This is a genomic window from Sulfitobacter sp. UBA1132, from assembly GCF_002311545.1.
GTDB lineage: Bacteria > Pseudomonadota > Alphaproteobacteria > Rhodobacterales > Rhodobacteraceae > Sulfitobacter > Sulfitobacter pontiacus.
This window is the reverse complement of record NZ_DCAN01000006.1, coordinates 2,966-4,313: the sequence shown is the minus strand read 5'-3', so window position 1 is coordinate 4,313 and position 1,348 is coordinate 2,966. Positions and strand designations below refer to the sequence as shown.

At 66.1% G+C, this 1,348-nt stretch carries 1 protein-coding gene and 2 pseudogenes; all 3 read left to right on the top strand.

Translation table 11 applies throughout. The features are described from left to right. Positions 1-400: pseudogene (locus B4F27_RS03780) on the top strand (D-alanyl-D-alanine carboxypeptidase); the annotation flags it as partial. After that, positions 397-1,035: a dTMP kinase gene (gene tmk, locus B4F27_RS03775; protein WP_005852690.1), complete on the top strand. Its 639-nt coding sequence runs from the start codon at positions 397-399 to the stop codon at positions 1,033-1,035. The pseudogene B4F27_RS03780 and the gene tmk, both read left to right, overlap by 4 nt. A gap of 39 nt (positions 1,036-1,074) precedes the next feature. After that, positions 1,075-1,348, top strand: a pseudogene (locus B4F27_RS03770) (DNA polymerase III subunit delta'); the annotation flags it as partial.

Genomic DNA, 1,348 nt, shown 5'->3' with positions numbered 1-1,348 from the left:
CCGCGCGCAGGAATCGGAATCGATTGTGAACTGGGCCTTTCGCCAATTCTCGCAACGGTCCATGGGCAAAGCCGGCACCATGATTGCGCAAGCCCCCGTGGCGCTTGGGGCGCAGGGTGCCGTTGGCCTTGAACTGGAAAGCGATCTGTCGGTGCTGGTGCCTGTGTCCGGCGGCAGCGATGTCTCGGCCGAGGTGGTTTATACCGGCCCGCTGCGCGCGCCCATCACCAAGGGCCAGAACATCGGCGAACTGGTGCTGACCCGCGGTGACCTGCCAGAGGTACGTGCCCCGCTGGTTGCCCGCGACAGCGTTGCCGCAGGGGGGTTCATGGTCAAACTTGAAGCCGCCGCCCGCCATCTGCTGACCCGGTTGAACGAAGGGCCAGAGGCCGCTTCGTGAGCACCGCAGCCAAGGGCCTGTTCATCAGCTTCGAAGGCATCGACGGCTCGGGCAAATCGACCCAGACCAAATTACTGAAAGACCGGCTTGAGGCCGACGGGCATCAGGTCGTGCTGACCCGCGAACCCGGCGGCTCCGCCGGGGCCGAGGAAATTCGCGCATTGGTCTTGCAGGGCGACCCCGACCGCTGGTCCGCCCGAACCGAGATCTTGCTGTTCACCGCCGCCCGTCGGGATCACCTTGAACGCACGATCCTGCCTGCGCTTGAGGCGGGCAAGATCGTGATCTGCGACCGCTTTGCCGATTCCACCCGGATGTATCAGGGGCTCAGCCGGGGTGACCTGCGCGGTGCCGTGGACCAGCTGCACAGCCTGATGATCGGCGTCGAGCCCGATGTCACCGTCCTGATCGATATGGACCCCGGCGAAGGGCTCAGCCGCGCCCTGTCGCGCAACACGGTCGAGGAACGGTTCGAGGATTTCGGCGAAAGCCTGCAGGTCGCCATGCGCGCCGGCTTCCTGTCGCTTGCCGCTGAATTCCCCGACCGTTTCGTCACCATCAACGGCGCACAATCCATCGATGCGGTGGCGGCGGATGTCTTCGCGCAGGTGCGCCCGCGTCTTGATGCGCGCTGACCCCTTTTCCTGCCGCCGCAATCTGCTAGACCACGTGACATGAGTGATGACGCCCCCCAGCCCGACCGTATCGACGGCGCGCGCCACCCGCGCGACACGCCGCAGCTTTTCGGCCAGTCGGCGGCAGAGGCCGCGTTCCTCGATGCTTTCAACTCGGGCAAGCTGCACCACGGCTGGCTGCTGACCGGCCCGCGGGGCGTGGGCAAGGCAACGCTGGCGTGGCGTATTGCGCGGTTCTTGCTGGCCACCCCCGATGCGGATGACGGTGGCATGTTCGACACCCCCGCCCCCACCAGCCTTGATATCGATCCCG